The organism is Gabonibacter chumensis (assembly GCF_024741215.1).
Classification (GTDB): Bacteria; Bacteroidota; Bacteroidia; order Bacteroidales; family Marinifilaceae; genus Gabonibacter; species Gabonibacter massiliensis.
The window spans coordinates 742767-768570 of the sequence record NZ_JANSKB010000001.1; the positions used below are offsets into that span (position 1 = coordinate 742767).

At 40.5% G+C, this 25804-nt stretch carries 18 protein-coding genes; 5 read left to right on the forward strand and 13 right to left on the reverse strand.

Annotated elements, in window-relative coordinates; all coding sequences use genetic code 11:
• Positions 1 to 8: 8 nt before the first annotated feature.
• Together NVS78_RS03285 and NVS78_RS03290 are read right to left on the reverse strand one after the other, a co-directional pair.
• On the reverse strand, positions 9 to 1295 hold the full coding sequence (locus NVS78_RS03285; RefSeq protein ID WP_286357905.1) for a TolC family protein: 1287 nt from the start codon (positions 1293 to 1295) through the stop codon (positions 9 to 11).
• 108 nt (positions 1296 to 1403) lie between these two features.
• Complete coding sequence (locus NVS78_RS03290) at positions 1404 to 2024, reverse strand: TetR/AcrR family transcriptional regulator (RefSeq protein ID WP_286357906.1); 621 nt, start codon at positions 2022 to 2024, stop codon at positions 1404 to 1406.
• A gap of 214 nt (positions 2025 to 2238) precedes the next feature.
• On the opposite strand from NVS78_RS03290, the gene dnaG reads away from it, so the two are divergent.
• Positions 2239 to 4173, forward strand: coding sequence for a DNA primase (gene dnaG, locus NVS78_RS03295; protein WP_286357907.1), 1935 nt, complete (start codon positions 2239 to 2241; stop codon positions 4171 to 4173).
• A gap of 132 nt (positions 4174 to 4305) precedes the next feature.
• Here dnaG and NVS78_RS03300 read toward each other — a convergent pair whose 3' ends face one another.
• The gene (locus NVS78_RS03300; RefSeq protein ID WP_286357908.1) at positions 4306 to 4995 is read right to left on the reverse strand and encodes a response regulator transcription factor; all 690 of its coding nucleotides are present in this window, start codon (positions 4993 to 4995) and stop codon (positions 4306 to 4308) included.
• On the reverse strand, positions 4985 to 6364 hold the full coding sequence (locus NVS78_RS03305) for a sensor histidine kinase (protein WP_286357909.1): 1380 nt from the start codon (positions 6362 to 6364) through the stop codon (positions 4985 to 4987). The genes NVS78_RS03300 and NVS78_RS03305 overlap by 11 nt, the downstream gene beginning before the upstream one ends.
• 111 nt (positions 6365 to 6475) lie before the next feature.
• Between NVS78_RS03305 and NVS78_RS03310 the strand changes: the two genes are divergently transcribed.
• From NVS78_RS03310 to NVS78_RS03325, 4 genes are all read left to right on the forward strand, one after another.
• Positions 6476 to 6940, forward strand: coding sequence for a DUF1573 domain-containing protein (locus tag NVS78_RS03310; protein WP_286357910.1), 465 nt, complete (start codon positions 6476 to 6478; stop codon positions 6938 to 6940).
• Positions 6941 to 6968: 28 nt separating this feature from the next.
• Complete coding sequence (locus NVS78_RS03315; RefSeq protein WP_286357911.1) at positions 6969 to 7676, forward strand: bacteriocin fulvocin C-related protein; 708 nt, start codon at positions 6969 to 6971, stop codon at positions 7674 to 7676.
• A gap of 11 nt (positions 7677 to 7687) precedes the next feature.
• A complete protein-coding gene (locus tag NVS78_RS03320) occupies positions 7688 to 8125 on the forward strand; it encodes a hypothetical protein (RefSeq protein ID WP_286357912.1) in 438 nt (145 codons plus the stop codon).
• Between the two features lie 103 nt (positions 8126 to 8228).
• Complete coding sequence (locus NVS78_RS03325; protein WP_286357913.1) at positions 8229 to 8666, forward strand: hypothetical protein; 438 nt, start codon at positions 8229 to 8231, stop codon at positions 8664 to 8666.
• 221 nt (positions 8667 to 8887) lie between these two features.
• On the opposite strand, the gene NVS78_RS03330 is transcribed toward NVS78_RS03325, so the two are convergent.
• From NVS78_RS03330 to NVS78_RS03370, 9 genes are all read right to left on the reverse strand, one after another.
• Complete coding sequence (locus NVS78_RS03330; protein WP_286357914.1) at positions 8888 to 9343, reverse strand: hypothetical protein; 456 nt, start codon at positions 9341 to 9343, stop codon at positions 8888 to 8890.
• 61 nt (positions 9344 to 9404) lie between these two features.
• Positions 9405 to 10409, reverse strand: a complete 1005-nt coding sequence (locus NVS78_RS03335) for a hypothetical protein (protein ID WP_286357915.1) — start codon at positions 10407 to 10409, stop codon at positions 9405 to 9407.
• Positions 10410 to 10605: 196 nt separating this feature from the next.
• Complete coding sequence (locus NVS78_RS03340; RefSeq protein WP_286357916.1) at positions 10606 to 11337, reverse strand: hypothetical protein; 732 nt, start codon at positions 11335 to 11337, stop codon at positions 10606 to 10608.
• Positions 11338 to 11409: 72 nt separating this feature from the next.
• On the reverse strand, positions 11410 to 16149 hold the full coding sequence (locus NVS78_RS03345; RefSeq protein WP_286357917.1) for an efflux RND transporter permease subunit: 4740 nt from the start codon (positions 16147 to 16149) through the stop codon (positions 11410 to 11412).
• Complete coding sequence (locus tag NVS78_RS03350) at positions 16146 to 19247, reverse strand: efflux RND transporter permease subunit (RefSeq protein WP_286357918.1); 3102 nt, start codon at positions 19245 to 19247, stop codon at positions 16146 to 16148. The genes NVS78_RS03345 and NVS78_RS03350 overlap by 4 nt, the downstream gene beginning before the upstream one ends.
• Before the next feature lie 81 nt (positions 19248 to 19328).
• Entirely contained in the window at positions 19329 to 20387 is a 1059-nt protein-coding gene (locus NVS78_RS03355; RefSeq protein WP_181416486.1) for an efflux RND transporter periplasmic adaptor subunit, read from the reverse strand.
• Positions 20388 to 20414: 27 nt separating this feature from the next.
• Positions 20415 to 21893: a TolC family protein gene (locus NVS78_RS03360; RefSeq protein ID WP_286357919.1), complete on the reverse strand. Its 1479-nt coding sequence runs from the start codon at positions 21891 to 21893 to the stop codon at positions 20415 to 20417.
• Between the two features lie 19 nt (positions 21894 to 21912).
• The gene (locus NVS78_RS03365) at positions 21913 to 25263 is read right to left on the reverse strand and encodes a golvesin C-terminal-like domain-containing protein (protein WP_286357920.1); all 3351 of its coding nucleotides are present in this window, start codon (positions 25261 to 25263) and stop codon (positions 21913 to 21915) included.
• 21 nt (positions 25264 to 25284) lie between these two features.
• The gene (locus NVS78_RS03370; RefSeq protein ID WP_286357921.1) at positions 25285 to 25677 is read right to left on the reverse strand and encodes a hypothetical protein; all 393 of its coding nucleotides are present in this window, start codon (positions 25675 to 25677) and stop codon (positions 25285 to 25287) included.
• Positions 25678 to 25804: the final 127 nt, after the last annotated feature.

A 25804-nucleotide genomic window follows, 5' to 3' on the forward strand; every position in this document is an offset into this window, starting at 1 on the left:
TCCAAGTATTAATGAGGAAGTTGATTATACAATCTTTCAATATTCAGTTGAGCTTGCAATAAGGTCAAAACGGCATTCGTGTAATTGTTTTCAGCTTGCAGGTAATTGTTATTGGCCTGAGTCAGATCCAGGCTGGAAACGGCTCCGAATTCATATTTCCGTTGATAATTGGCTAATACCCGTCCGGCTACGTCGATATTTTCCTTTTGGAGGTTATAGTTTTCAATTGCGTTTCTCAATTCGAACTTCAATTGTTCATCCTGTAAGTTCAACTGATCTTCCAACAGGCTTTTGTTTATATTAGTTTGATCCAATTGAATTTTTGCCTGTGCGACCTTTGACTTTCTTTCGAATCCTGAGAAGATAGGAATGGTCATCGTCAAACTTGCCGAGTGTTTGGCACTCATGTCGAATTCCGGCTTCAACAGTTTGTGGTTAAAGGTGTAGGAACCGGAAATCGTCGGAGCATAACTCCATTTCTCCAATCCCAGCATTTTTTTGTTTAGTTCCGTTTGGGTCTGCATAATCTGAAATTCGGGATTTTTCTGGATATCGAATGTCGTTTCTGCCAGTTGTCTGGCTTTGTTCTCGTCAAGAAAAACGGTTAAGTTATCCGTCAGCTTGACGGTCGTACCGGCCACTAATCCCAATTGAAGGCGTAATAAATTGTAATTAACCTCCACGGTCCTTTCCATGGAAAGTAAACTGTTTTTCAGTTGACCGACGGTAATTCGGATTTGATCGACATCCGTAACCTCTACGGTTCCTGCTTTATACATGTTATCGGTGTGTTGATAAATCTTATTCATGTTTTCGAGATTCTGGCGCAGAATGTCCAACATTCGTTCGCTTACCAAAATCGTGTAATAAGAATTACAGATGTTTTCGACGATATCCAGTTCGGTAATCTCCACCTGTTGCTCGGTCAAACGTTCGGCGATCTTGCTGGTTTGTATTCCTAAAATCCATTGTCCGCTAAAAATTAATTGTTGTAAACTTGCTTTTACATTGGATTGATCTTTCATCTTCATGGAATTACCTCCAAAATCCATTTTGTAACCGAAATTGGTATTATAATCCAAAGTACCGTTGATTTGCGGCAACCCCTGTGAAACGGATTCCCGTACTTTCTGTTTATACAGGTCTATTTCCAGTTGTGAAGATTGTAATTCTTTGTTGTGCTTGATAGCATACTCGATAGCCTGTCTTAAGGAGAGTGTTTGAGGAACCTCCTGTGAACGAAGTAGCCAAGGCACGAGTAGAAAAATAAGAAAGAATGGAACTCCTTTTTTCATGATTTATAGATTAAATTGTTATTATTCTTGGGGAATTTTAAATATAATACGCTTTACAAAAACAATACCGCTTATTTCATCGTGTTTATTTATTATAATTTATTTACTTTATTTTGCGTTGCTTTGTTTTTCAATTTCTTTGATTCCTTTCTCCGTGCATATTGCCATTAAAAAATTATTGATGATGGTTTCTACTACGGTCTCTATCGGATAGGCGATTTGGCTGAAGACCTCGGGCTCCCGTAAGAAACTCAATTGTTTTCCCAACAGGTAGACTTGTAGTTCCGCATCGATTTCCGATCTGAAGTATTCTTGGTTGATACCTGTTTTTATTAAACCGGTTAAAAAATTTTTTGTGAAGTTTTCATCGTTTTTCATGATTTTTTGATATACCGTCGGATGGTATTTTTTAATATCGAAATAATTTGCCGGGACCCTTCGGGAGAGGTCGTGAATCATGTATGTTTTAATTTTATTCATGATCTCGATCGGATTCATTTGCTGAACGCCTTCCATATCGGCTTGTTTGCTTCTGGCTAATCTTCGATGGACTAAAACTTGCTCAACGACGTCGTCTTTGTTGTTGAATAATTGGTAAAGAGTCTTTTTCGAGATATTCAGATGATTGGCTATATCATCCATGGAAGTACTCCGGAGACCGTATTTCAGAAATAATTCGGAAATATTCTCCAATAATTCCTCTTTTTGTTGCGGGTTGTTGTAATCCATCGTTTCTTGTATTAATGTTGCACGAGGAAACGAAACACCTTTAAAACGTTTCCGTGGGCAAAGGTATATAATAATTGAAACTATACGAATGCGGCGTAGTTAATTTTCTGTTAATTTGCAAGTGAATTAGGGGATTCGGGTGATTAGGTTTTCTTCCGTATATTTTCAATTTTTAATATTCTGTTTTCCGTGGTATAATGTTTATCTTTGCCACATGATTGATCAGGCTACGATACAGAAAATTTTCGATGCGGCGGATATATACGAAGTAGTTTCCGATTTTGTAAGTTTAAAAAAACGGGGGGTGAACTACTTGGGGTTATGTCCTTTCCATAACGAAAAGACCGGTTCTTTTACCGTTTCTCCAGCCAAGGGTATTTACAAGTGCTTTGGTTGCGGTAAAGGTGGGAATGCCGTGAATTTTATCATGGAGCACGAGCAGATGTCTTACGTGGAGGCATTGAAGTACCTGGCGGCCAAATATCATATTCCGATAGAAGAAAAAGAGCTTACGGAAGAACAGAAAAAGGAGAAAACGGAGCGGGAGAGTATGTTGGTCGTTACGGCTTACGCTCAGGAATATTTTAAGTACCAGTTGCATCACACGGATGAGGGGCGTTCTGTCGGGTTAGGTTATTTGCGTCACCGGGGGATCAGCGATGAGATGATTGAGAAATTCGGGTTGGGGTATAACCCGGAAGAGTGGGGGGCTTTCAGTCATACGGCTATCAATAAAGGCTATAAAAAAGAGTATTTAATAAAAACGGGGTTGTCCATAGAAAATGAGCGGGGAGTCTTTGACCGTTTTCGGTCGAGAGTGATGTTTCCCGTGTTGGATTTGGCAGGGAAAGTGATTGCTTTCGGCGGACGTACCATGACGGCCGATAAGAAGATAGCCAAATATGTGAATTCTCCCGAATCGGAGATCTACCACAAGAGTAAAACCCTGTATGGAATTTATTTCGCTAAAAAAAGTATCGTACAACAGGATCGCTGTATTTTGGTAGAGGGATATACGGACGTGATTTCGTTCCACGCCAAAGGGATCGAAAACGTCGTGGCCTCTTCCGGTACTTCCTTGACGATTGAACAGATTCGCCTGATCCGTCGGTTGACCCCTAACGTGACCATTATTTATGACGGGGATGCGGCCGGGATTAAAGCTTCTTTGCGGGGAATCGATTTGGTGTTGGAGGAGGGGTTGAATGTACGGGTGTTATTGCTTCCGGACGGAGAAGATCCCGATTCATTTGCGAGAAATCACTCTTCGCGGGAGTTGACGGAGTTTATCACTAATAATGAGACTGATTTTATCAATTTTAAAACGAAATTATTACTTGGAACAACCGGAGATGACCCGGTGGAGAAAGCCCGTTTGATTAGCGATATCGTACGCAGTATTTCCAAAATTCCCGATAATATTACCCGTTCCGTTTATGTACGGGAGACGGCTCATCAGTTAGAGGTAGAAGAACGTATCCTTTACACGGAGATCGCTAAAATACGGCAAAAGAGCGAGGAGGAAGCCGGCAAGAAAGTAACCGGTCAGCTGACGGAGATGGCTGTCGGAATGGAAAGAAACGTGAGGAGTGTTACTCCCTGCGATTTGGAGGAGACCGTGTTGGTCCGTTATCTTATTCTTTATGGAACCAATGGTTTGTATGAAGAGGAGGAGAACGGCATCCGGCGTACGGTTTCCGTGGGAGAGTTTATCATCCGGGAGTTGGCGGAAGATGACCTTGAGTTATTGAATCCGGTCTTTAATACAATCCGGGAAGAGTATAAAAGGGAGTATCAGTCGGGGTCTTTTATTCCTGCCCGTCATTTTATTGCCCATGCGGATATCAAAGTCAGTACGGTTGTTGCGAACATTTTGAGTGAACCTTATGAGCTGAGTAAGATTTGGAATAAGATGGATAATTTCGTGCAGACGGAGCAGATGAAACTGATGGAGTTATTGCCTAAAATCTTGGACAACTATAAAATGCGAAGAATCGAAATGCTTACCCGTGAAGCCGACAATCGCATATTGGAATCACAAAATAGCGGAGATACCGCTCAGGTATTGGAATGGATCAAACGTAAGAATGCCATTAATAAGATCCGGGCGAGACTAAACGAAAAACTCGGGCGCACGGGAATCAATTAAATAATTGGTCCGTAAAGTCGTCAGGTCCATAAAGTCAAAAATCCGAAATCGTAAATCTTTTTCATCTTCTAATCACCGAATCTCTAAATCACCGAATCCTTCAATCTACAATTTACAATGGGCGAAGGGCATTCATAATTCCGTGATGAGAATATATCCGTTTTCCCGGTACTCGATTTTTAGGGAGGAGTCGACTTTTAATAGTTTACGGACCCGGCTGGCGTATTTTTTGAGCTCGGATGCTTTGCCGAGGTTAGCTTGGCCCCATACTCCCTCGATAAGGTATTCACGTGAGGCCACTTCCTGATTCTTTGCGCACAATAATTGCAGGAAACGGGCATCGATGGTTTTTAAGGATGTACTTTCGCCATCGATTGTCAGTGTTTGCGCATTGCTATTGTAAGTTGTACAGGGTGAAAGTTCGTACAGATGAGGGGTATTCAGGTTTGTCATGATTTTTTGGCTGATACGTTTCAGGTAGGCCACGAGTATTTCCGGCGGACGCTCTTTACAGATGAATTCGTCTGCTCCGGCATCCAGGATCGCTATTTCTTTTTCTGCCTCTCCGTGCAAAGAGTAAACGATGATAAAAGTTTGGAAATCTTGCTTCCGGACGAGTTGAGTCAATTGAAGCCCGTTAATACCCGGCATATCGAGATCGAGCAAGAGAATATCCGGCTTTTTTCTTTTGTAAGCTTTCCAGGCTTCTTCGCCGTCAGGAGCGATCTCGACCAGAAAATTATGCTTTTCGAGAATTGCTTGAGTCAGTGCTGCTCCCAGTAGATCGTCTTCAGCGTAGAGTATATTGATCTTATTTTCCATTTTTAGCGATGTTGTTTTTCTTCCGGCGATTTTTTCGGGGTAATGTAATGGTGATCGAGGTTCCTTCTCCTTCGGTACTCGTCAGATCGATTTTTCCCCCGTGAGCGGAAATTACCGTGCGAACGTAATGTAAACCTTGCCCATGTCCCTTTATCTCGTTATTGTTTTGGTGATCTCCGCGATTGTAGCGTTCGAATACTTGTTTTTGGTTTTTGGAAGAAATTCCGAAGCCGTTATCCTGAATCGTGATTCGGATAAATTGGACATCTATCTCTTCACACGTGATTTTTATGACTACCCGGTCTCCGGAATACTTTAAAGCATTGTCCACGAGATTCTGGAAAACGGCACTTAAGAAATGATAGTCTCCCGAGATGATGTTATCGGTCGGTAAAAAATCGACCAGAATCGTAAATTCTTTTTCTTCTTTTACGTTCCATTGTTTTTTTTCTGTTAGGGCTTGCAACATTTCCGCCAGATCGAAATCCCGTAATTTTAGTCGCAACCCGTGTTCATCAGTGGATTGAAGTAACATCTGATGGATGGTGTGTAACATCTCGTTCAATTGTTTTTCGCTTTGTTTAAGAAAGGAATGTTGTTCCGGGGATATCGTGTCGTGTAATAGGTGGCAGATGTTGATTTGATTTACGACGGGACGTTTCAGGTCGTGTACTATATTGTTGATAAACAGTTCCCGGTGTTTACCGTTTATTTTTTCCTTTCGAACGGTTCGATTGAGGTTCACGATACACAGGATAAGTAAAGCGGTCATAAAAATAACAAGAATGACCTGTCCGGAGGTCGATTGCAGGAAAAGTGCGGTCGGGTAGTCATAAGCGACAAGCAAAATATCTTTGGAGATAAATCCGAGGGTATCCTTATATTCGTAAGATGCGGGAAGATCGACCTGTTTTTTCGGGTAAGTATCGATATTTTTTCCGGTCTTGTCTGAAACAAGGAAACGCATGGAAAGTTTTTTCAACATTCCGGAATCCTGTTTTTCCTGTAAATAGCTGTAAAAATGCTCTAAGGTCCAAAGTTCCGGATCCCGAATATCGTAAGTACATTGTTCCATGACATGTTTGATGTCGTCTTGCGGGTATAGTTGGTGTTTAAACTTCTGATTATTAATGATGTATCTTAATTCGTTATTTCTCGCGTTGAAACTGATCGAGTAACCCGATTTTTTCAGATTGGTAGACTTCATGTTAAATTCGTGGATAGCTCCTTTGATCATTTCATTTTGTTGATATATGTGTGCATTTTTTCTCAGCCTGTATAAATTATTCACGTGAATCAATTGGTTGCACAAAAGAATAGATCCCGCAAAAATTGTAATATTCCAAACAAAACGCATTCTTTGATCCATTTTTCATTTATTTTGCTTCAAAATTATAAAATTCGCAACCCTCTCGCAACCTTTTTTTAATTTTAGGTGATTCGTAGAGTGTATTTTTGTAAAAATAAAAAATATAAAACTATGAAAAGTGGAGCTATATTGATTCTTATATTTTGGATAGTAATTATAGGATGTAATGGATCTAAAACATCGGACACAAAAAGTAATTTTCCGAAAAAAGATCTTGTATTACCTGAGGCATATGATACATTAACAAAGAAACAAGAGAATAAAGCATATTTGAAATTTGTTAAGAAACAATATGATTTTGGAACCATTAAGAAAGAAAAGTTTCCTCAAATAGCTATTAATTATGAATTCACGAATACAGGAGAAGTCCCTCTTATTATATATAAAGCGGATATAACATGTAATTGTTTGTTTGCCGAGATTCCTAAGCGTCCGATTAATCCCAATGAAAGAGATACGATTAAAGTATTTGTCAATACGACCGGACAGCGGGGTGCTTTATACAAGATAATTTATATTAAATCGAATGCTAACAATGATATCGAATCAATTCAAATCAAAGGTTTTGTAAAATAAATTTATGTCTAACAATAAAAACAGAATTATGAAAAGTCTATTATTATTAGGAATTGTTTTTGCCTCTTTCTTTCTATGTGCATGCCAGAAAGAGCTTCTTTACAGTTGTGATCCTGAAATAGATAAAATAGTCAGAAATAATATTTCGGAGGTACAAGTTATGGATAGAACTCAATGGCTTAACATTGAAAAACAAGATTTACAACGGGGATATTATGTGGCTTTTAGTTCCGAGCAAAAGCATGCTTTCTGGAAAGAAAAATTGGCGGAAGTATTGGAGTTAGACTGGAGCGAACAAGAAAGAGCGCATCTGCTTATTTTAGTTGACTTTTTGGAAAAGAATCCGCAGATGTTTTCTCCGGATAAAAATCAAAAAGCGGATGATACATTCGATCTGTTTATGTATCGTTGGCAAGATGATGCGAAAGAAAAGTTGGGTTGGAACAAAAAGATGCTATACGCGATAGCCGCAACAGGGGACAAAATGTTAAATAAAGCAGGTGATATTGCATTTGCTTCCGATTCGGATCACCCTTTAGTTAAATCCCGATCTGAATCCGGTTCCGGCTCCGGTTGGAAGAATTGTAGTTGCTCGACGAAACAGGATTTTTGTGATTTGACCGGAGAATTTCAACAGAGATGTAAAGAGGACGCAGGATGTAAATTAGATTTTATCGATTGTGGATGGTTTAGGACACAAGCATGTGATGGTAATTGTCGTCATTTATGGGCTTAATTAACAACTTTATGAAGAAATATATATGGATTTTTATTAGTGCCGCTTTATTGGAGACTTTAATTTTCCCTTTAAGGGGGTTGTATTTACCGACTTGTCCCTATTTAGGACATCAGGTCTGTCTGTTCGTGGGAACTATTCTATTTTTTCTATTAACAGTGTATATGTTACATAAGTATAAGAATAGGATAAAGCCTTCTTATGTAATTATTCTTTTGCTTATCGGAAGTTGTATTTTTGAACTGCCTAACGATATTTATCTTTATATACGTTACGGTTATCTAACAGCTTCACCTCCGCAACTTCTTCTTCGCTGGATCGGCATCATTGGGGGATTAATCTATTGCAGGATGGAAAAGAAACAGCAGAAAATTCTTCTTTTGTCTTGCGGTATACTCGTAATTTTTTTGGCTTTATGGGGAAATCCTTATTGGTTAAAACTACTGTGAAAGATATTTTATTAAAAAATAAAGTGATTCCGTGATTCGGAGATTATGTGATTTTGATGGTAATTTTTGGGTAAGAAAACAAAAGTGTTATTGGATTAAGGTTATGAAGAAATATATATGGATTTTTATTAGTGCCGCCTTATTGGAGACTTTAATTTTCCCTTTAAGGGGGTTGTATTTACCGACTTGTCCCTATTTAGGACATCAGGTCTGTATGCTCGTGGGAGCTATTCTTTTTTTCCTGTTAACGATATACATGTTACGAAAGTACAAGGGGCAGACGAAACCTTTTTACACGGTTCTTTTTTTGCTAATTGGAAGTTGTATTCTGGAACTGCCTGATGATATTTATCTTTATATACGTTACGGTTATCTAACAGCTTCACCTCCGCAACTTCTTCTTCGCTGGATCGGCATCATTGGGGGATTAATCTATTGCAGGATGGAAAAGAAACAGCAGAAAATTCTTCTTTTGTCTTGCGGTATACTCGTAATTTTTTTGGCTTTATGGGGAAATCCTTATTGGTTAAAACTACTATGAAAGAAATTTTTATAAAAAAATAAAGTGATTCTGTGATTCGGAGACTAAAGTGGTAATAGTTGGATTTATAGAAAAACTGTTATTGGTTTCCAATATATAAATGGAATAAAATGATATCGAGTAGAAAAAATTATCATTTCTTTCTACTCGGTTTTATCTATCTGGAGAATATTTTAATTAAACATTAAATGAAAGGTAGAAGCAGATCTTTATCAGCAGGTCTAAAAATCATCCTTTTCCAATAACAATTCGTTATATTTTTGTTTCATTTTATCTTTTATATCGTCAATAATAATCGACGGTACTTTTACTTTTTTATTTTTTATATCTAAAACCGTTTTTTCAACCATTTTTCTATCTCCTCTTAATTCGTATAAGTTGACTAAATGGTATAAAGGTAAAAATCGGTTTGGGCACATCCTTGCTGCTGTCAGATAACAACATTCTGCCGCGTATAAGTTTCCCAAATGATAGTAATTGTCGGCTAACAGGAGTTGAACATCAAAATCATTAAAATAGCGTGTACATAAAGTAAGTACGATAAGACTCTCCTTATATTGCTTATCTCGATGTAATGCTGCTGCATGATTATAGAGGAACATACCGTCTTTTCCCAACCATTCGTGTAAATCATGGTATTTTTTCCATCTATCGGAAGAGCGGGAATACGTTATCACAAACCATTTTCTTTCTGCATGTATCCAATTGAATGTCCAAGTGAGAAATAGAATACAAATACTATAACCGATAAAACGAAATACATTCAATTTCCATCCTGTTATTGATTGAAAAATACACTTGTCTCTCGTGGATAAAATGGCCAAATTCAACATTAGAATCAGGCAGATGAGTGGATATTTCAGAGGATATGAGAAACAACTTGCTATGGCAATGGCAAGTAAACTTGTACCTACAAAATTTAATTTTATGATTTTGGTAGGTGAAGATTCGTTCTTCGATGCCGGTCGTACGGTTACGGAGCCAGAGAAGTGCGTCTTTGGGAATGTTGTCGTACTCGAGGTAATAATCCGTGGCTGTTTTCCGACCTAAGGATTGCCAGCCGTTCAGATCGTGGTAGAAAAGTTCGTATTCGCTTTCAGGGTATATTCCGTTCCCGTCGCTTCGGGGGAGGCATATTATTTTAGCTATTTCGACGGGAGAATCAAAACTAACTGCTTCGTCTTTTTTTACTCGTGTATTTGTAAGAGGATTGTGATCGAAACTTTTATTAAAGATTGAATCTGTGGTTCCTTTTAATCGTTCTCCACTGGAACTGATCAATATGATCTCACCGATATTTGTCGAAATGGGAGATGTGATTCGGTAGTGCTGGTATAATTTGCGGGTTTTAATTTCTCCGAACAAATAAGTGATCTCGGATGTTTCTAAATTTGTCAGGAGTGTATCTGATTCTTGGAGTTCAGGGTCATTGCTTCCTTCAAAAGTGATACGTTCGAGTTCTCGGGCATAGGAGAGTAAGTTTTCGTTTAGAGGATATTTTCGTTTTATGCGAATGACTTGACGTGTAGATGTATCTGGGATAAGGTATTCTACTTCTCCTTTCAGATTTAGTATAAACGGATAATTGATGATTGTCCTATTTTGCTTGTCGAAACAGACCGGAAGGTAGGCAATATCTTTGCCGATGTCTTTAAATTCAGCTTTTTTTCGTTTTACTTTGCCTATTGCTGTCGGTTGCCATTCCAAATTATTAAACACACATAAAAAGGCGTAGTGAGGCATTGTATATGACGAATTATTTACGTGTTAATTGTAGGTTGTAAATTTTAAATTGTAGATTACAAAATGTAGCGTCCAATTTACAATCTACAATCGTCAATTTACAATTAGGAGATGGCCGTAGATTAAAAAAACAGGAGTTCGATGTAATCTCGAACTCCTGTTTTTGATGGTAGATAGCATCCGTTGTCGGATGTTTCTATATGAATTTTTCCCGGTTGCGGGTGTTATTTAGGCCGAGGATGATAAAAAGGGTAGAAGCTACCAGCATGATAACCCGGTTGTGGGCTACCGTGTTGAAGAAGATCTCCGGATTTTTATCTAACGGGACATTGAACGGATTGATAAATATGTTCCATTGACTGTTTCCCAACTGTCCGTCCACTAAGTTAAGAATGAGACCGATGATAATAATTACCACGGAAGTCCCGTTTCCGTTTTTAATCACGGTACTCAGCATAAAGGAGAGAGTTCCGATAAAAAGAGCGGGAACCATCGTTTGAAATGTCAATTTGAATACGGGAACATCCACGATTACCCACCAGGTGAGGGTGGATAACAGAAGGGTGATCAGTAGGCAGATGACATAAGCGATAAGCAGACGGAACAGCCAAACCTTATAACTGTAATTCGGAATACCGAATATGATCTCTACGATTTTGGCATCCTGGTCATTTTGAATCCCGAAACACATGGGATAGAAAACGAGTAGAATACAAGGCATCATCAGCATGGAATAGGCTGTCGCTTGGGTAATTTCGTCGTCTCCGAAAAGTTTTACGGTAACGATGATGATGAAAAAAACCAGAGCGGCTAACATGAAATAGAGAAACTTATTTCCAAAAATAATTTTAATATTGTATTGGACCAGTTTTTGAATCGTTGTCCAAATCTGTATCAGGATGTGTGGTTTTGAATTGATAACGCTCATTGTATATTCCTCCTTTTAAGAGGGCTATGACTTCGTCTTCAACTCCGGTTGAAGACGAAGTATGGTCCCGTGTTAAGTAATAATCTCTTCTTTATTTTGAATCTTAACCGTTCGTAGTAACCACAGGTAAGAGTCTTCCAATGCCGGAAGTATTCTTTCCGCGTTTTCTGCCGGTTTTTCTTCGCTCAAGCAACGTACCCGGATGACGTCTCCCTGCCGGATGTGGTGTACGATCAACAAGTCGGACGGCAACTTCGTGAAGTCGCGGGCCGGGAGTTCGAAACTCCAAGTTACGTCTTTTGCGATATTTGCCATATCGTTCGGGGTTCCTAAGTATTTCAGTATTCCTTTGTTAATAACACCTACCTGATTACAGGAACTGGCGATATCCTCGATGATGTGAGTCGAGAAGATCACGATCCGGTTACGGGAAAGCTCCACCAGCAAGTTACGGAAACGAATTCTTTCTCTGGGGTCTAATCCTGCGGTGGGTTCGTCGACAACGAGGATGCGCGGTAAATTCAGAAGCGTTTGGGCAATACCGATACGCTGTTTCATTCCTCCCGAAAATCCTCCGATCTTTTTGTCTTTGTTTTCATACATGTGGACGGCCGAGAGGACCTCGCTGATACGATTGAAACGGGTTCGTTTGTCGTAAATGCCCTTCAAAAGGGATTGATACTCCAGGAATTCCCAGGCGGTCAGGTTTTCGTATGTTCCGAATTCCTGCGGTAAATAACCGATCAGTCCCTGTAACTCTTCCCGTTTCTTTTGAGTATCGATACCGTTGATGAAAATCTTACCGTAACTTTGCTCGAAAATACCGCAGATGATACGCATAAGCGTGGTTTTTCCGGCCCCGTTCGGTCCCAATAATCCGAACATTCCGGTACGAATCTCAAGGGAGACGGAGCTTAATGCTTTGAAAGGCTTCTTTTTTGCTCCGATAATCGGAGTTTGAGCTGCCATCCGGAAGATGGTTTTACGCAGCATCCGGAAACGTCCGTCAATCAGATCGATATTGATATTTTCGTTATTGATTTTATTGGAAAGGAAGCGGGCTCCAATCGCCAAATACCAAAAAAGCCCGATAAAAACGGCTCCTCCGCTATTGTTGAATTTGCTGCTTCCCCAGTTCAGAATGATTAACGGGCCGATATAGTAGATGACCATGACCGTATATTCCAGGATCTTTTTTGTAATATGCCATTCCCTGTTGATACTCAATTCATAGAAGATTTTTATAGTATTCAGGGTCATGAACCAAGAACATAGGGCGAAAACGATAGCCCAGAAAAATAGTACCTGATAGATAAAAGTAAAATAGAACAGGAAGACTGTAATAGGAACGAGCCAAACTAAAGCTTGCAAATCTTTCCAAGAGTAGTAGTCGTTTTTTAATCCTAAACGTTCCTTGACTTTTAGTCCAGAGGTCCATTCCCTGGTGAAGCGCGAAGGCCGTCCGTATATCTTCACTAAGTTACGGATCGTAATCACTAACTCCTCGTGTGCGGGAATAATATTGCTTTTTGCTCTGCGCAGACTATTCTCGAGGAACCAGGTAATTCCCGGAACCAACACGACTGCGATAATCAGGTAGAAAATACGATTCAATATTTCCGACGAGAAAATGAAGGTACAAACGACGCAGATAACAAATAGCGACAATTGCAGGACCTTCATAAAGAGACTTTGCGTACGTAATCTCTTCAAGGCATCTTCCAATCCGGAATAAAGGGTCGGAATGATCACAAGAGTCAATAGGGTACTCATGGTCAGTCCCCCGATAACGGTAATGGCAAAAGGAGCTCCCAATCCGGAAGCGGATTCATCTTTTCCCATAGCTAACGGAATCATGGCGACGATAGTCGTTATGGCCGTGATCAGTATCGGACGCAGGCGGGAAAGTCCTGCCGTAATGATTGCCCGTTGCTTGCGGAAACCGTTTTTCCGCAACATGGTGGTGTAATCGATCAGGATGATACTGTTGTTCACCACGATACCTATCAGGATGATAAAGCCGACATATACCTGGGCATTATTCGCCACGGAATTATTGGTAAACAGTAAAAACAGCAACGAACCGATCGCTGCCAACGGGATGGTGAACATCAACACGATGGGAGCGGTGAGAGATTCGAATACGGCGGCAAGGATCATATAGATAAGGACGAAGGCTGCGATGATCAGGAAGGTATAGTCTTCCGGTTGTTTTTCCTCGTGTACGATCTCTACGAAAACGCCGCTCGGAACGTCTGTTCCTTGTACTAATTCGTCGATCTGTAGACGGGAGGCTTCCAGCAAATCCTTGGATTCGTTGATATCGGATTTAAACATGTAGTTTATCTCCAGTTGCTTTTCCTGGTTGACTCGTTTGACTCTTCCCTGACCCTGTTCTAACCGGATCCGGCTGAAGTTATTCAATTGTATCAGGGCTTTTTTGCTGGTGGTGACATCTAAGTTACGCAGATCTTCCAAAGAGGGGTATTGTTGTTTTTCCTCTTTTTCTTTGTCGTAGTTGATATCCCGGATCGTGATGTCATATTCCTGATCTTTTGTTTTGAATTTTGCATTCGATACCGGACTTTCCGGTTGTAGGCCGGTTAGCTCTTGGCTTACTTCGGAAGGAGTGACTTCATTTACTTCCATCAGGTAAGGATCGAAATAGATACGGGCTTCGGGATCTCCGGGTAAAACATTTATGTTGGAGTAGGCTATTACATCTTCCAATTCTTTTAATTGATAGTCGATCAGATTGGCATAGCTGGTCATTTTTTCGAAATCCTCCCCTTTGATGACAATTTTTTCGGATTGACTTCCTCTTCCCATATACCTGAGCAGGTCGCTATTCCCGAGCAGACTGCTACCGCCACTGAAATTATCGCGGCTCTCGCTGGCATCCAAACTGATATCCGTAATATTTACTTTTTTAGCTAACTCTAAGATATCGGCTTTGAGTTTCTGGAGATTTTTACCGTTTATCTTTTCGAATTGGTCTTCTAACTTGATAATTAGGTTGGCTTTTTCCTTCTCTACGGTGGAAGAGAATGTTTTTATTTCCGGAATGCCGGGCAATTCCTCTTCGAAATGCCGGATCAGTTCATCCGTTTTTTCTAACGTCGAACCGGAAGGGGTGGTGATCTCTACCTGGAAACTGTCATTTTGTATCTCTTTCAGGGTATTCAGAGATAGCGTGAGGGAGAGAACTACCGTAACGAAGAGAATGACAAGGGAGAATAAAATAACCTCCGTGGGTTTTCGTAATGCCATTTTTAAAATAGCTATATACATTTGAACCAAACGGTTGTGTATGGAAATGTTACTGAAATTGACATTGCCGGTCTCTTTTCTTAAAAGGTAGTTGATTGCCATCGGAATAAGCAATAGCGCCACGACTAAGGAGATGATCAAAGTCGTAATAATGGAGATTCCGATATGCTCTCCGATCATTTTTATGATGTAGTCATTGGTGAACAGGAAAGGAAGAAAAACGGTAACAGTGGTTACCGTGGCTGCCAGAATGGCTTTCCATACCTCGGTAGTCCCTCGTACGCAAGCTTCTTCCGTGGGCATACCTGTGGCTTTTAGCCGATAAATGTTCTCCATGACCACGATGGAATTGTCCAATAACATCCCGACAGCAAGAGCAAGTCCTGTAAGCGTCAGGGTGTTGATCGTGATACCCGACAGGTAGAAGAAATAGAAAGAGGAGAATACGGAGATCGGGATGGCAAAGGCCACGATGCTGACGATTTTTATTTTCCGTAGAAACAGGAATAGTACGATGATTGCCAGAAACGCTCCGCTAATCGCCAAATCAATGATGGAATTGATATTTTTATTCATGATTTCGGCCGTATCGGAGTCGATCTCAATGGAAATTCCCTTGGATTTAAGTTCCTCGTTCAGGCGGTCGATTTCCGCACGAGTTCTTTTAGAGAGTTCGATAACATTAACTGTCGGGGATTTGGAAAGAACACAAGAGACCACCTCTTTTCCTTTGGTTCTGGAATAAGTTTCCTCTTCTTTTACCCCGAATCGGATCTCCGCGATGTCTTTCAATAAAATCGGACCTTTGGCCACAACGATATTGCCGAGATCTTCCGTGTTAAGATATTCTGCCGTTATATTGGCAAAATAGCGTTTGTTTCCATCGTAGGTAAGACCGATAAAGTTTTTTCCTGTTTGATTATTTGAAATCAGGTTACTGATAGTGGATTTGGTGATATTTAAAGCCTTGCATTTATCCGGATCGACGATAATCTCGATGGTTTTTTGCCGTCCTCCCCTTGCTTTTACGGAGGCCATCCCCTCCACGCTGCTCAGGTAGGGGACGATATCTTCGTCCGTGATATTGCGGACATAATCGATATCGCCTTCCCCGAGAATCAGTAAGTGCATAAATTGGTCGTTGGAAGACCCCGAGTAACCTTTACTGACGGATAGCTTGAAGATTTCCGGAACGGAGGATTGGGTGGATTTTATTTTTTGCTCCATTTGCAGGAAAGCATATTTTAGATCCACATCTTGGTTTAAAGAAACCTTAATATCAGCTCCTCTCGAGTAGTATTGCGATTCGATTTTTTCAATCCCTTGCTGGGAGCGGATAGCTCCTTCCACCGGGATAACCGCGTATTTTTCAACGTAATCCAAATCGAGTTCATTCTGGGCGTTGATACTCACGTACAATACCGGAAGATCGGCATTGGGATATAATTCCATGGGAATGTACTTGTAGGAAAATACGCCCATGAGAACTAATCCGATGAATAACATCGATATAAGAACCCTTCTTTTTATGATCGTGTTCATTCCACTTTCTTTTTCTTATCAATAATATAATACACGCACGGGATGACAATCAGTGTCATGACGGTGGAGGTAGCCAATCCACCGATTACCGCGAGAGCCATCGGGGAACGCAGGGAAGCTCCCTCCCCGAAACCGAAACACATGGGCAGTAAGGCCAAAATAGTAGTGGCACTGGTCATAATGATTGGGCGTATTCTGAATTGAGCCGCCATCATGATCGCCTCTTCCAGCGGGTGGCCTTCGGCCTTCAGGCGGTTGATGGCATCCACTAAGATGATGGAACTGTTTACGGCTATACCCGCTAACATGATGATACCGATAAAAGCCATCATATTGAGAGTATCTCCTGTGAGCAGGAAAGCCCAAATACATCCTACTCCCGCTAAAGGAATAGTCAGCAGGATGGTGAACGGATGTCGTAACGATTCGAATTGGGCAGCCATCACCATATAGACCAGAAGAATGGAGAGGAACAGGGCAAATCCCAAACCTCCGAATGATTCCTGACGCATCTCCTCCTCTCCGGTAATCTTTGCCGTGTATTTTGCAGGGAACTCTACCTCTGCTATTTGTTTTTTTACTTGAGGGGCGATGTGGCCTAACGTGTATCCTTTTTCCAACATGGCCGTTACTCTTCCGATCCGGCTCTGGTTATTCCGGGTGATCTCCTTGGGAGCCGTCAAGATCGAAATATCGGCAATCTCGTCCAAGCGGTATTTTTTATCGCTTTGGCTGATTTCGATACTTCCTAATTCGGCTAAGGAGACTTCAGGAACCTTAATACTGATGTCGATGCTTTCTCCTTTGTTATCGAAAGTCCCGGCCTCTTTTCCTTGTAGTTTACTTTTTATCTGACCGGTGACATCACTGATATTGATCCCGTATATACCGCTTTTTATGCGGTCTATTTGTATATTGACCTCAGGAGCTCCGTTTTCCATGGAGGTTTTGATATCGTATAAACCGGCAATACCCGTTATTTTTTGTTTGATTTCCTTACACAGTTCGTCAATGGTTTCCAGCTCTTCGCCCTTTACCTCTACGACTAAGGGTGCACCCTCCGTACCCAGGATACTTTGTAACGTTGATTCTCCCTGTTGATAGGAGATTTCCATGCCATTCTGTAGCGGATAAGTTTCACTGATGTTGGAAATGAAGTAGTCGGCATTCAATTTAGACTCTTTTTTTAACTTTACCTTAATTTGGGCTTGATGTTCTCCCTCTAATTTCTCTCCGTTGGGGTCGTTGATATTCGAGGGGCCTATGATGGAGTAAATCCATTCGATGTCATCTCCTCCCAAGGCCTTTATCGTTTCTTCGATTCCTCCTGCTGCTGCATCCGTACTTCTTAGGCGCAATCCGGGCTCCATGGAGAGGGTGATGGCAAATTCCTTGGAGTCGGCTTTCGGCATAAATTCCATCCCGATAAAGGGTAACATAAGGTAAGAGACAACCATAAGGATAGAGGCAACTAAAATGACCGCGTATTTTCTTTTTAATACCCGTCCCACGAAATTACCGAATCCTTTGATGGAGATAGCGCGGCTTTTTACGTCTTGATTTTTTTTCACGAATCGGGAAGCCAGCATGGGAATAAATAGGATGGAAACGAATAGCGAGGAGAGAAGCGAAAAGCTAACGGTCCAAGCCTGTTCTTTAAAAAGTTCTCCCGCGGCTCCCTGTAAATAGACGATAGGTAAAAATACCACGATTGTTGTCAAAGTAGAGGCCGTGATGGCTCCGGCAACTTCGGAGGTTCCCGTGACGGCGGCCTGCGCCGGAGAGAGTTTGTTTTCATCTAAGTTTCGGAAAATATTTTCCATGACCACGATGGCATTGTCTACCAGCATTCCGGCTCCCAACGCGAGCCCTCCCAATGTCATGATATTGATGGATAATCCGTTAAAGTACATCAGGTTGAATGTGGCGATAATGGAGATAGGAATAGAGACACTTACGATTAAGGTCATGTTTATACGTCTTAAGAAGACATACAAAATTATAACCGCCAATAAAATTCCCAAAAGAGCGGAGTCTTTCACTTCGTTAATGGAACTTCCGATAAAATCTCCTTGATTGCTGATGATATGGAAGTTATAAGCCGGCATGCTTTTTTGAAATTCCTGTAATTTGGTTAAAAGATTATCGACTGCATTGACGGTATTGTATTTATTCTCTTTGAAAATGCTGATACCGAGGCAACGTTCCCCGTTATACCGGACTATATTTTCCGGCTCCTGGTTCCGGATCGTAACGGTGGCCACGTCTTTCAGGAAGATCGGGGCTTTGGCTTTACTGGAAGAGCTGCTTGTTGCTCCAGAGTTTTCTCCGCTATTGCCGGAAGATGTTGTTTCTTTGAAAGCAACGATGATATTTTCAATATCCTCGACGGTTTTGATGAGGTTGACCCCTTTTACGGTATAAGTAATATCTCCCTCTTCGATGGTCCCGCCCGAAACATTGGTGTTTAAACCTTCGATTTTACTGGCGATAGTATTGGCATCCAGATTGAAAGCATCCAACATATAGCTGTCGGTATTGATCTCTACGATGGCCGTTTCCTGTCCGTTGAGCTGGATATCGGCAATGCCTTCCACTCTCACTAATTCGTTACGCATATAGTTCTCCGCTATCTTCCGGAGCTCGTTCATGTCATTGATTTCATTATGCGTCAAAGCGATGGTCAATATGGGAGTAGCGTTGGCATCGTAGCGCGTAACATTCAACTCGTCGACACCGTCTTCTTGAGACATTTGAGACAGGTTCCGTTGCAGATCCAGGAAGGCGGCATCCATGTCTTGGTCCCAGGCGTATTCGACGGTGATTTTGGCGTTTCCGACTTTGGAAACGCTGTACACGCTGCTAACTCCTTCCGAGCGGGCGATCTGGGATTCCGCTTTGGAAGAGAATAGTTTCTCAACTTCTTCCGGCGGACGCTGACCGCATTTTATCTCAACGTATAGGGACGGATTTTTTAAATCCGGAAACAAGTCCGTTCCCAATTTATTATAGGATATTGTTCCGAGCAGACACACCGCTAAGGTAAGCATGAGTACGCTTACCGGGTATTTGACTGCAAATTTTGTAATGCTGTTCATATATATGAATTTTAGATTTTAGATTTTAGATTACATACTGTGTCATGGTCTTTGCATGCTTAAAATGCTAAACTCTAAAAATTATTTCATGATTTTTACTCTGCTTCTGTTTCTCAGGTACTCATATCCTTTGGTGACGATCTTGTCTCCGGCATTCAAACCGCTTTCGATTTCAATGAACCGATCGTCGCTGATTCCGGTTTTAACCATTTTTTCTTCGGCCATGTTTCGTTCCACGGTAAAGACGGAGATCATTCTCCTCGAGCTGATCAGCTCTTTCGGAATGGCGACTACCGAGTCTTTTTGCAGGGTGATGATGTCTCCTTTGGCAAACATTCCCGGACGAAGTTTTAAATTGGGATTATCGATGGTAATAAAACCGGAAAAGGTCCGAGTCTCTTCGTTGATGGCCGGAGAGAGTTGGGTTACATGTCCCGATAGGGTGTCCGATTTGATATTGTAATTGGTAACCAAAACATTTTGGCCTACCTTTACCTTTTCGATGGCATTTTCCGGAAGTTCGATCTCCATATACATCTTGCTGTAATCCATAATACCTAATAGTACCTCATTGGAAGCAACGTCTACATTGGGCGTATAATAGGGAAGATTGACAATGACTCCTTTAAAGGGGGCTCTGATATTCAATTTATCGAGGTCCATCTTGGCTTTTTCCAATCCTAATTCGGCAGAAAGCAGACTTTTTTTTGCATTTAATAGATCTGTTTCCGTAACCCCTCCTTTCTCTAATAAGATCTCTTTCGCTTTTACATCCTTTTTCGCAATACCAAGTTCCATCTCTTTGGTTTCCAAAGAAACGGTATTTTCCTGTTCCTTATTTTCGAGACGGATGATAACGGCTCCTTTTTCGACGATATCGCCTAATTTATAGGGACGCCCGGTTTTGGGATTGGTTTGTAAGATATATTTTCCCGTGACTTCGGCTTTGACTTCTGCCTTTTGGCTTGCCTTGGCCGTTCCGGTGGTGGTGGTCAGTTGCCGGATCGTACGTTTGCCTACTTCCGATAACCATACCGGGGTGGGGTTTTCGTTTCCCGAACCCATTCTCGGACTATTACATCCGTTTAAAGCAAATGCTAATAGTATAAAGCCGATGTATTTCATATTTTTATTGATCATGATTTCTATGTTTTTAAAGTTAGTAGATTATTTTAACAGATCCACGGGGAAGTAAGAGGTATTAGTTTGGAAATCCCACAGCGTGTTTATTTTCAATTCCAATAATTTTTCTTTATATTGAATAATTGCACTGGTATAGTTTTCTTTAGCTGTCGTTAATTTGTCTTGAAAATCTTGTAGATCTTTGTAACTTAGCTGACCGGCTTGATAGGTTTGATATTTAATGTCGTATATGATTTCAGCATTATCTACTCTTTTTTTAGCAATGGAAATTTCTTTATATAATTGAGGAAGATTCCTGCAAATTTGGCGAATTTGAATAATAATATTTTTTTTCTGTTCCTCAAAATTAATTTCTTGAGATTCGTTAGCTAACTCGGTATTTCTGATATTTGCTTTACGTGCTCCCCAGTCGAAAATAGGTATGGAAACATTGAGACGAATGTCTTGTTTATCCTGAAGGTTTTGGAAAGCTCCCGTGAAATTACTGCTGTTATTCCATAATCCGACAGTGGCGGAAATCTCTCCGCTGAATTTATCTTCTGCTTTTATTTTTATAAGATTAAGTAAACCTTCTTGAATTGTAATATTTTGTTGCATTAATTCCATTCGTTGGTCCAAGGCGTATTTTATGGCTAAATCCATATCTACATGTATGGGTTCAACTTCTGTTTTAGGAAGAACGGAGATATCTTCGTCCAAAGGCAGGCCTAATAGTTTTTTAAAATTGTCTTTTGTATTGGCGTAATCAATTTGAGCTTTTGCCAAACTTATTTCAGCATCATCTATATTTACTTCAGCTTCTAATAAATCTACTTTCGGGCGATTATCCTGTTCAACCAAAGCTTTGGTTAATTCATAAGTCGCTTTTGCCTGTTTATAGCTTTCCTGTTGATTTATCAAGCTTTTATAACTTCTATATACGCTATAAAACTGAGAGGTTACAGATGTTTCAATGGTTAATTGTTTTAGTGCATAATCAATCTTGGATTTTTCAAGATTGTATTCTATTTCTTTCAGTTGCATTTTCAATTCATTGTATTTAAAAATGGGTTGTGAAAGAGTAAGGGAAAGGTCGTTGTTGAAATAAGTGCTTTTTCCTCCTTGCGATTGATTACTTGCATCCCGCCAGTCTAAACTTTGAGTTAAGGATATGCTACCACCTGTCCATATAATGGGTTGGTTTATCGTAAAACTACCACTGGAAGACATCTCTTTAGATATGTAGTTTTTGGATTCGTAATCGAAATAGACATTTTGTCGGGAATACTGAAAAGGGGATAAATTCAAACTAAACTTCGATTTAAGCATAGCTTTCTGGCGGACAAGACTTAATTCACTTTGCTCTAAAGTTATCTTACTTTGAATTAAATCGGGACTGTTTTTGTAGGCAATCTCGAGCGCTTTTTCCAAAGTCAGGACCTGAACTTCCTGTGCGGAAACCCGTTGAGGAAGCCATCCGGTTAAGCCGATGGTTAATAGAAGTAGTGCTGTGATTTTTTTCATAAAAGTGCTGGTTTATTTGTTATTTTTCTTTGTTTTGAAATACCCACCGAACAGCATCCGCGTAAATCACTTGATTGGGATTCGATCCTTTGTCGCTCAGAATAACTTTAGCCTCTCCGGGAGAGAAATGGAAGCTGCCTAATGAAACCCAATCCTGGGTATTTTCATTGGTCTCGATAGAAACCTCTTCCTCCCCGTCATCATGTTTTACGGTATAATATTGCATGTTTGATTCTTCGCGTCTCCATCCCCACACGATTCTCGCGTTATAGACAAAAACCTCGTAAAAACCGGGAGTCTCTATCTGGGCTACCCATTCGGCTTTATTGTTCCCGTTTCCGGTTTTTTTATAATAGCCGCTGTTGATATATTCCCCGTAGAAATTGGTACCCACGGTAGCCGTCCAACGGGTAGGAGGCATCCAAATCGTCAGGTTTTTGTATTTGTCTTCTTGCGGTTTCTTAAATATGGATTGGAGGGTTGTTTTCTGGTTGGACTCGATCAAATGGAAATTTTGATCCTCGTTGTCCACGATAATATCTTTGGGATTGTATTCAAAAAGGGTTGCATCCGTGTTAAACATACCGGTGGCCATGTCTTGGGTCTCCGTGTTTATTTTGGAAAAATTATAGACGATATCGCTTGGTATGTTTTGGGCGATATTGGTGTTAATGTCGATATTACGGGGTCGCTCGTCACACAGCGTCTTAATCTCTTTATAGGATTTAGCCGGAATAATGTAATGCTGTAACGGTTTTTCCTGTTGTCTGCCTCTTCCCCTTCTACCCCATTCTCCTTCTTCGATATTTACGGAAACGATACCTTCTACTTCCGTCGGATTGTGAATCTTAAATTGAACAACATATTTCGTGTAGTCATCGACAACGACTTTATCCGCATTGATTCCTTTCACGATGAATAAGGGGGTTTGGTTGATCGTATACCATTGGGGGATAAAATCCATCAGATTGATATTGAATTTTCTCATAAAAGAGTTATTCAATACCGTGAAATTGATCTCTTTAAACTGGTAATCTTTCATGAATTGTGTCATGAATTTATTATAATCTGCCAGAGGAATCTGGGAGGTGAGGTAATTACGCAGGTAATTTCCTTTGAGCTTAAGCATCTCGTAAAATACTTCCGGGGAGAGCGAACGGTCCAGAACTGCTTGTTCGAAACTCTTTTCCTTTAAAAAGGCGGATGCTTTCTGAGCATCGCTCATGCCGGAAAATCTCCTTCTCCACCTTGACCACGGATCATTTTCTTCCTGCTTGAACATCGTATTCAAAAGAATATCCATGACAGGGAAGTTGTGTGAATAGATAAAATTAGCATGATTGAAATAGAATCCGGAAAAATCAAAAGGATTTAATTTGGATGTCCCGTTCCAGCCGGACGAGAAGATGCTATTTACAAATAGATTTCCCGTCTCTTCGTATTTGCTTTCATTCAAAAAACACCAGGTAATAAAATCTCTGAAAACTCTGGTTTCTACTTCCGTTTCGTCTATCGTTCCCCGGTTCGGCCCTCCTCCTCTTTGCCTTTGCATTTTTTTGGCAAGCTTAAAATTCCCGCTGGGAAGAGTTGTTCCTCTTTCGGGAATAAAAGCTATCTCCGGTTGGATGAATTCACTGTAACCTTTCCAATTTCGAACGTAAGAGGCGAATGACACCGGAGTTTCTGCCAGGATCAGTTTTTCGAACGGATAGACCCTGTTTTTCCGGCTTTCGTATTGATTTTTGATGTCTGAGATAATACTGCCTAAGGTATCTTTCAAATTCGTAAATTCTTTCGAGAAGTAGTCATGTCCTTTAAAATGATATATTTCAAATAGGACGGAATCTACCGTGATAGACTTTTTTTCGTAATTTCCGATAGCCAGGCTGATGGAAGGTAGTCTATGTGTATTATGGAAAATGATGGTATCTCCTGATTGGGAGGATGTTCCCTGAGAAAGTACCGTTTGTTTTTCGGTGGGAATGACTTTCAATGAAAAATGGGTAAAATTCTTTTGAATATTATAAGGGGCTTCCGGGTTCATTGGCGGGAATGTGACCGGATACCATAAAACTTCGGGGGTCAATAGGGTAAAGTCGTTTTGTACGAAAGCGTATCTCTTCCCGAACCGCAGGATGCTGCTGCCGGTTTGAGTATCGTAGTATTCCTCGTCTTGTACTTCTAAGTAACCAATGTTTTCACTCACTTTGCCCTCGTACCGGATTTGTAAATCTACTATTTGATAAGGGGTTAATTCCTTGTCTATAACGAGTATCTGCTCGTCTCTTTTAAACGGTAGTTTGGTACCCTCGTGAGAGACCTCCGTCACCTGCAGGGTAGGATTCAGATAGATCAGAACAGAATTGATTTTCCGATGATTTCTGTTTTGAACGGTTAGATGAGCGTCGACGAAGATTTGATTACCTTTTTGGGAATAAATCAGCTCTTCGGACAAAAGGTTTACTTTGTCGTGGGAGTTGTAAGCCTGGTATTTTTCGATATAACGGCTTCTTAACGTGTCGTTATGACGGAATTGGCACAGATACGACAAGTTCGATCCTATACCTAATAATAGGATAATGATCCCCAGAGTGTTTAATAAGATTCTCTTTTTGGGGTGATGGGGAAGACGTTTTACCAATGCGATGGTGAAAGAGAGCAGGCTAATGCCTAAAAGCAAGAAAGAACTTCTTTGCAACAAATAATCCGATAGAACGGGATGTCCCGAAATGTCGGAAAAAATATTGGGCAGCGTGAGTGCGAAGAAATCGAATGCACCGTGTTCGATATTTCCTAAATAGAACAGGGTTACTCCGATATAGCCTAACAGAATGACGAAAGTTACCGCCTGATTCTTTACGAAACACATGACCATGAACGAGAGTCCCAGGATGAATACGAGAGACGGAATGGACAGCGTTAAAAGGTAGAAAACGTAAGGAAGTAAACTGAACGGAGATTCACTTACATAGAGGTTGATGAATGCTGCAACCAGTAAAGCGAGAATGTTTAGAGAGATGAAGACTTTAATGATTCCCCAGCTTTTCCCGATAACGTAATCCGCGTTGCTCATCGGACGGACATAGACGACTTCCGCCGTGTCTAATTTTTGGTCTCTTTTTAAAAAACTACCGGCTAAAAAAATGGCAATGACCGATTGTGCGATATTGAAAATATAAATATTGACGAAGGGGATAGAAGAGGACATCGCCACCATATTCCATTGGTACCAAAAAAGATTGGCTTGAGTAGTCAAATGGAAAAACGTGATTACTAATAAGGAGAGGATGGCAAAAATACGAAACAACCAACTTCTTCGTAAGAGTTTGGCTTCGTAACGGGAAACGGTATGTATATTATGTAGATTCATCGTTTTTTTAGTTTTGTGTTCTTAGTGAAATAATTCGCGTTTACTATTACTTCGATGCTGCTTCTCGGGCAGTTTGTCGATGTGATAAACAGGGGCATGTTTCGAATCGGGCCGGATTGCTGCTTCTCTTTTTTCCGTCATTTGTTGAAAACCCGTTTTTTGAGCTTCCCCGAGAGGATCTTCTTCAAAAAAACATATCGTTTTATCTCCTTTGGCAACGGTGTCATCGTCAAAAAAAATCTTTTCGAAAGAATGACCTTGAAGCGGAGATTGCATGCACGCAAAGATAACGTTTTCAATATTACGAAATACTGAAAAGCAAAAAAAAACCGGTTCAATGTTTACATTCAAATCACTAAAAACCCTTTTGTCACCTGAATAGATTCTATTGAGGTCGTCAATTTTTATACGCATAATTTTAGCGGTTTAATTGATTGGTTAAATTTATTTTTTGTAATTCACAAAGTGTGTTAATAAAAAGTGAAAAATACCATTTATCGTATGACATTTTCCTGCTTGAAAAGTTTATTTTTTAAGAAAA